This is a genomic window from Cognatishimia sp., assembly GCF_964229375.1.
Classification (GTDB): Bacteria; Pseudomonadota; Alphaproteobacteria; order Rhodobacterales; family Rhodobacteraceae; genus Cognatishimia.
Window position 1 is genome coordinate 20,259 of sequence record NZ_CAXREH010000016.1, and the last position, 6,983, is coordinate 27,241.

General features: G+C 59.2%; 7 protein-coding genes. All 7 read right to left on the reverse strand.

Annotation, left to right across the window (positions count from 1 at the left end):
- Window positions 1–90: 90 nt before the first annotated feature.
- A complete protein-coding gene (locus ACEQWH_RS01385; protein ID WP_370227600.1) occupies window positions 91–1,491 on the reverse strand; it encodes a TRAP transporter large permease in 1,401 nt (466 codons plus the stop codon).
- 3 nt (window positions 1,492–1,494) lie between these two features.
- Window positions 1,495–2,139, reverse strand: a complete 645-nt coding sequence (locus tag ACEQWH_RS01390; protein WP_370227602.1) for a TRAP transporter small permease subunit — start codon at window positions 2,137–2,139, stop codon at window positions 1,495–1,497.
- 63 nt (window positions 2,140–2,202) lie between these two features.
- Entirely contained in the window at window positions 2,203–3,213 is a 1,011-nt protein-coding gene (locus tag ACEQWH_RS01395) for a C4-dicarboxylate ABC transporter substrate-binding protein (protein WP_370227604.1), read from the reverse strand.
- 110 nt (window positions 3,214–3,323) lie between these two features.
- The gene (locus tag ACEQWH_RS01400) at window positions 3,324–3,479 is read right to left on the reverse strand and encodes a hypothetical protein (protein ID WP_370227605.1); all 156 of its coding nucleotides are present in this window, start codon (window positions 3,477–3,479) and stop codon (window positions 3,324–3,326) included.
- A 137-nt stretch (window positions 3,480–3,616) separates the two neighbouring features.
- On the reverse strand, window positions 3,617–5,002 hold the full coding sequence (locus tag ACEQWH_RS01405; RefSeq protein ID WP_370227607.1) for an amidase: 1,386 nt from the start codon (window positions 5,000–5,002) through the stop codon (window positions 3,617–3,619).
- Window positions 5,002–6,345: a sigma-54-dependent transcriptional regulator gene (locus tag ACEQWH_RS01410; protein ID WP_370227609.1), complete on the reverse strand. Its 1,344-nt coding sequence runs from the start codon at window positions 6,343–6,345 to the stop codon at window positions 5,002–5,004. Before ACEQWH_RS01410 ends, ACEQWH_RS01405 begins: the two co-directional genes overlap by 1 nt.
- Window positions 6,342–6,983 (reverse strand): sensor histidine kinase (locus ACEQWH_RS01415; RefSeq protein WP_370227611.1); only part of this gene is annotated, 642 nt, incomplete at its 5' end. The genes ACEQWH_RS01410 and ACEQWH_RS01415, both read right to left, overlap by 4 nt.

The following is a 6,983-nucleotide window of genomic DNA, read 5'->3' on the forward strand; positions in this document are numbered from 1 at the left end:
ATCTGACAAGAGAGGGATGTTTCGCGGATCAAGACACCTGAGTGTCAGACCAGAGTTGGGTCGAGGGGCCGTGGCCCCTCGCACCTGTTTTTAAACCAAGCCGGGCAACCACAGCACGATGCTTGGGAACGCCACCAGCAAGGCAATCGTCACGCCATCTGCGATGAAGAACGGGGTTACGCCTTTGAACACGTCCTGAACCGTCAGGTCATCGCGCACGCCGGCAACGACAAAGCAGTTCAGACCGATGGGTGGCGTGATCAGGCAGAACTCTGCCATCTTCACCACCAAGATCCCGAACCAGATCGCGCACATCGGCCCGCTCATGCCAAAGGTGCTGTCTGCGGCCGAGACAAACTCGCCCCCGTTCAGAGCCATGACCGCTGGATAGACCACTGGCAGGGTCAGCAACAGCATGCCAATCGCATCCATGAACATCCCCAGAACCGCATAGGCCAGAAGGATACAGATCAGGATCAACATGGGCGACAGGGTCAGGCTTGTGATCCAGTCGGAGAACGCGCCCGGCAGATCGGCGAACCCTAGGAAGCGCACATAGACCAGAACACCCCAGATGATCGTAAAGATCATCACCGAAAGCTTTGCGGTCTCAAGCAGTGCGTCCTTGAGCTGTGGCCACCGCATCCCGCGATAAAGCGCCATCAGAAAGACCACAAAGGCCCCGATCGCACCGCCTTCGGTTGGCGTGCCCCAAGCGTCTCCGCCAAAGGGGTTGTAGACAAAGAAGATGATTGTCACGACGACAAACACAATCGGCAGGGCAGGGGGCAAAGAGGCAAACCGTTCGCGCCAGGTGAACCCTGTGACCCGGGGGCCAAAGTCTTTAATCGTCAGCGCAAGGATGATGATCAAGGCGCCATAGACCAGCGCCGAGAAGGCACCCGGAATAAAGCCTGCCAACAGCAGTTTGCCTACGTCCTGTTCAACGATGATGGCATAGATCACGAGGATCGCGGACGGGGGGATCAAGGATGCCAGTGTCCCACCCGCCGCAACGACGCCCGCTGCAAAGCGTTTGTCATAACCGATCTTCAGCATCTCTGGGATCGCGATGCGGGCAAACACAGCCGATGTCGCAACAGAGGCCCCAGAGACAGCCGCAAAGCCTGCGGTTGCAAAAACAGTGGACACCGCAAGGCCCCCAGGCACCCAGGCGAACCACCGTTTCGCTGCCTCAAATAGCGCTTTGGTGAGGCCCGCGTAATAGGCCAAATAGCCTATGAGGATAAACGTAGGGATGAGGCTCAGCGCCTGAGAGCTGACTTTCGAGTGTGGCACCTGCCCAGCGGTCTTGGCCGCGACCGTAATCGCCCAGCCAAAGTCCTCGGGGTCCATGCCTTTCTTGGCCCAGAAAATCCAGATCAGGCCGATAATTCCGGCCAGACCCGCAGCAAAGGCCACGCGCATGCCCAAAACGACCAGAACAAGCAAGCCGCCCGAGACAACCAATCCAATATCAATCGGTTCCATAGGTCAGGCCCCTTTATCTTCTTCAAGACCCGACACAGCGTCGGCTTCCATCGCGGCCTGCGTCGCAGCATCTGCGATCAAAGGCACGGCGACCGGCGTTTCGGCATTCGTCGCAATCGCGCGGCAATAGCCCCAGACCTGCAGGCACAGCCGCAGAACCAGCACTGAAAACGCCACCGGCGCCAACAATTTTGCAGGCCAGATCGGCAGGGCAATATCCATCGAACTGTCGCGGCTCCAGAGCGGGGCTGCGAAATCAAAGCTGCGTTGGAAATGCGCCCAAGTGCCCCAGACCATCAGAACCATCAGCAAAAGGATCGCCAGAGTGGTGATCAGTTCGGCCGTCCAAAGGACGCGCCCGCGCAGGCGTCCGACCAGAATATCCATGCGAATATGGCCGCCATCGCGCTGTGTGTATGCCACGCCCATAAAGGCAATCAGTGGCATGGCCTGTTCGATCCAATCTACATAGCCCGGCAAGGGCTGGCCTAAAAAATTCCGTCCGCTGACCGAAACCACTGCAAGGACCATCAAGGAAAACACCGCCAGCCCGCTCATCAGAGCGAAGATGCGTTCCAGTCGATACAGAGAAGCGTCCAGTCTGGACAAAGTGCTGCTATCTGACAGCACCAGAGATCCACCCGCCATGGGTTCCTCCCCCCAAATAAAAGCCTCGGGAGCGTAACCCCCGAGGCCGTTTCGTCAAAGTGCTTAGCTGCCGTTGGCGATCATGCCGGTCACAAGGTCATAGAGTTCTTGTGCAGGCAAACCGGCTGCGGTGTTGGTTTCCAACCATGCAGCAGCAGCAGGTGCCGCCGCGGCCTCTTTGAAGGCTGCGATTTCGCTGTCAGCAAATGTCACTTGCTGAATGCCGCGCTCTTCCAGAGCAGGGCCCCACGCGGCCATGGTTTTGTTGTTGTAGTTGTCGATGTAGTGCGCAAGCGCCTCATCTACAGACCCCAGCAACGCGTCGCGGTGCTCATCAGACAGATCAGCCAGCGCGTCAGAGTTCACAACAACTGGGCAGTTCACGGTGCCAGGGTTCAGGTTCGTAGTCCACCATGTGCCGTTTTCGATGGTGCCAAAGGACATGTGCGCGTGTGGTGCAAAGCTGACCGCTTTGACAACACCGCTGTCCATCGCCTGACGTACTTCGGTTGCAGACATCGAGGTTGGCACGGCGCCAACAGTCTTCATCGCGGCACCGATACCGCCGGTTGCGCGGACGGACAGGCCTTCGAAGTCTGCCAGAGTTGCTGGCGCATCACCGACACCCACGATGTTATATTGCGGCAGCGGCGATGGCATCAGCAGGGTTGCGTTCCAACGACCCAGATCCGCGACGGCGGCAGGGTGTTGATAGACGGCCATCGAAAGTTCAACTTCTTGCTCAAGGCTGCTGACACCCAGGAATGGCAGTTCCAGAACGGTAATCGAAGGGTTCTTGTCGCGGTGATAGCCCGCGCAGAACTGCGCCATTTCAAACGCGCCGATGGAAATGCCGTCAAGGTTTTCGCGGTTCTTGGACAGACCACCGTAGGACAGGTTCAGCTTGAACTCGCCGCCGGTTTTCTCGCTGACCAGCTCAGCAATTTTTTCAACGTGCTCGGTAAAGGCACGGCGTTTGCCCCAGAGGGATACGTTCCACTCGGTGGCCATCGCTTCGGTGGCGAAGGTCAGTGAGATCGCGGCAACTGTGGTTTTGGCTAGAATTTTGCGCATGGGTTCCTCCCGTATCATGCGTGATGTCGGGAGTGTGACGGATTCAAAGCCAGCGCGGTATGAGGAAAATTGCGAGGTCCGAGGTGGCGTGCTTGCGGATTTCCGCAGACCTAGACAACCACGATCCACACAAAGGCCAGCATGATCACCAGATAGACCAGTGTATTGATCATCCAGCGGATCAAACCGGCATCGCTGTTAGGGTCGATTCCGAAATGCTGACAGACTTTGGTGCCGGGCCACAAGATCAGTTCTGCGAGTGCCATGTTGGTCTCCTTTGAATTACACATTGTAAATGCATATTATAATACGCATTGTCAATACCAATAATAACGCTTGCGCGAAAAGCGCATCAATCAAGGACGTGATGTTGTGAGGTAAAAAAGAGGCCGCCAGCTTTTACTTATACTGCGGGCGGGAGGCGATCCGTCCAATCGACCGCATCATGATAGGGCTGCGCCATCTGTATCAGCGAAAAATCAGATCCGCGTGGCCCGATCAATTGCAATCCGATCGGCAGCCCCGCAGCGCCAAACCCTGCAGGCACCGCCAGCGCGGGAAGTCCGAGCAAACTGGCAGGCACCACCACCTCCATCCAGCGATGATAGGTGTCCAGGGCCGTGCCCGCGATCTCTTGGGGCCAGTCCAGCGTCACATCAAAAGGCCAGACCTGAGCGGTGGGCAGTGCGAGCACATCTACCTGCTCAAACAGATGCGCGGCCTGTTTGTACCATTGCGACCGCGTCACCGAGGCCTTGTGGACCTCATGCGCCGACATTGCCTTGCCGCGATCCAACTCCCAGATAGCTTGACGATTGAGCGACGTTCGCCCATTGGGCAGGGCTTCCAGCGGGGCAAGCAGCGTAGACACCTGCCAGGATCGCAGGGTGATCCACGACTCCCAGATGGCCTCGGCAGAAAACCCTGCAGACAGGGGCACGACCGCGTGCCCAAGCGCGCTGAACGCCGCCAGAGCCTCTGAACAGGTGTCCAGAATGCCCGCCTCCATCTGATAGGCGCCGTCCCAATCCGCAAGCCAGCCAATCCGAAGCGGCTTTGGGCTGTCTGCCTTTGGCAGAGGCGTAAAATGCGGCTGTCGTGGGTCATCGCCGGCTTGTACTGACAGCAACATGGCAAGGTCTTCGGGCGTGCGGGCCATGGGGCCATTGGTGGCGAGCTGCGTCAAAAAACTGTCTGCGTGGGGTTCTGAAGGTACCGCGCCAAAGCTGGGACGCAGGCCATAGGTGTTGGTCCAGCCTGCGGGATTGCGCAATGACCCCATCATGTCCGACCCATCCGCAAGCGCCAGCATGCCGGTCGCCAGCGCGACGGCCGCACCGCCAGATGATCCGCCCGCAGTGCGCGACAAGTCCCAGGGGTTGCGGGTTGGGCCAAAGACCGGATTCGTCGTGTGGCTGCCCAGTCCAAATTCCGGGGCGTTGGTTTTGCCAATCACCAACGCACCCGCAGCGCGCATCCGCGCCACCATAATGTCATCGGCGGGGGCCGGTTTGTCGTTGGCAAATAAAGGAGATCCCCGCGTCGTGACAAACCCTTCGGCGTTGGCAAGATCTTTGATCGCAATGGGCAATCCGTGCAGCGGGCCGGTTGCGTCACTTTGATCCGCCTGCCGCGCCAGATCCAGCGCCGCGTCGCGGTCTAGCAGGCCGGTAATGGCGTTGACCTTGGGATTGACCCGCGCGATCTGGTCATAGGTTTCAGCCATCAGGTCCACGGCGGACAAGGCGCCACTGCGTAAATTGGCAAGGATCTGATTGGCCGTCTTCATTACAGCAGTGCCTCTTTGTCCAGTCCGAGTTTCACAATCTTTTCATTCAATGTCCGCCGGCCGATCCCAAGCGCCTCGGCCACCGCATCCATGCGGCCTTCGTGAGCTTGGATGGCTTTGGAAATCAGCTCGCGCTCATAGGCCGCCACGGATTCTCTGAGGGTGACGGGCACGTCTTCGGGCAAGCCGTCAACCTGAATGGCCGCTGCCATAGATCCGGTTCCGCGCCGTGCCGCCAGAACCCGCCGCTCGGCCACATTGCGCAGCTCGCGCACGTTGCCGGGCCAGTCATGCGCCATCAATGCGGCCAGATCATCTGGCGTGACATCCGGCGGGGTGGTTTCATAGATCCGCGCGAATTCCTGCATGAAATGCGTGATCAGCAACATGATGTCGTCGCGCCGTTCACGCAAAGTGGGCAGGGCACAGACCACGCGGTTGATCCGGAACAACAGATCCTTGCGCAGACGTCCTTCGGCCACGGCGGTCTCGGCATCCTCGTTGGTGGCCGAGATTACGCGGAAATTCACGGGAACCGGTGTGTCTGCCCCCAAGGGGCGCACTTCGCCGTCTTCTAGAACCCGCAGAAGCGCCGCCTGCACCGGCATCGGACAAGCACCGATTTCGTCCAGAAACAAGGTGCCCCCATCCGCCGAGAGCAACCGCCCGCGTGCACCTGCGTCGCGGCCGAACATGTCTTCTTCAAAGCTGTCGGCACTGAGTGTGGCGCAGTTGAGCGCCAGAAACGGCCCATCCGCCCGGCGGCCCAGATCATGCAAGGCGCGCGCGACCAGCTCTTTGCCGGTTCCGGTTTCCCCTTGCAGCAACACAGGCACGTCGATTTCAGCAAAATCCAGCACCTCGTCGCGAAGCCCCCGCGTGCGGGCGCTGGCCCCCAACAGGATGCGGTCCAGACCGGACAGGTTCAGCAACCGATCTTTCAGACGCTGGGTCGTGCGGCGCATCCGGTGCTGGTCGCTGGCATGGGCGAGAATATTCAGCAACCGGCGTGGCTCGTAAGGTTTTTCGATAAAGCCGTAGGCGCCGTCTTTGATGGCTTGCGTTGCCATCGGAATATCGCCATGCGCCGAAATCAGCACCAGCGGCGGTGAAATCTGCGGATTGAGGCTGGCCAAAAGATCCAGCCCCGACATGCCGGGCATACGGACATCAGACAGAATGACATCAGGTTGGAAATCCACCATGCGCTCGGCGACTTTTTCGGCGCGGGGCACGGCTTCGACACGCCATCCCGCGGCCTCCATCAGATCGATCAGACTGGTGCGCATTGAACGGTCGTCTTCGGCAATCAGGATGCTTGGTGTTTCGACGGTATCGCTCATTCTGCGGCCTCATCCTGCGCCATACTGCCGTAAAGCGGCAGGTCTACTTTAAAGATCGCGCCGCCGTCCGGTGCGTTTTCGGCCGTCAGATGGCCATCATGTTCGGCCACGATATTTGAGGAAATCGCCAGACCCAACCCCATGCCGCGCCCGCTTTCGCGGGTGGTCATAAAGGGTTCCTGCAGAGTGGCCAGCGTGCTGTCGCCCAGCCCGTGACCCGAGTCGCGAATGGTGAACCAAGCCCGCAAATCGCTGCCGATTGCCACAGTCAGAACCCGTGTGTCTTGATCCTCCATTGCATCCACCGCGTTGCGCAACAAATTCACCATGACCTGTTCGATGCGCAACTTGCTGCCCCAGATCAACACAGGGTCAGATGGCGGCGAGAACCGCAACTCGACCTCGCCACTCTCTATATTGGGGGTCACCAGCGACAGGCTGGCGCTGAGCGCCTCGCGCAGATCTACAATGGTAAAGCCTTCGCCTTCGGTATGGGCAAAGAACTTCAGCTGGCGGGTGATGCCTTCCATGCGATCTACCAGTTCTTCGATCTTGGGCATGGCGCGCGACGGGCCAGCATCAGACATCTCGGCGGCGGCCAAATGGTTGCGCATGGCCGCAATCGGTTGGCCGAGTTC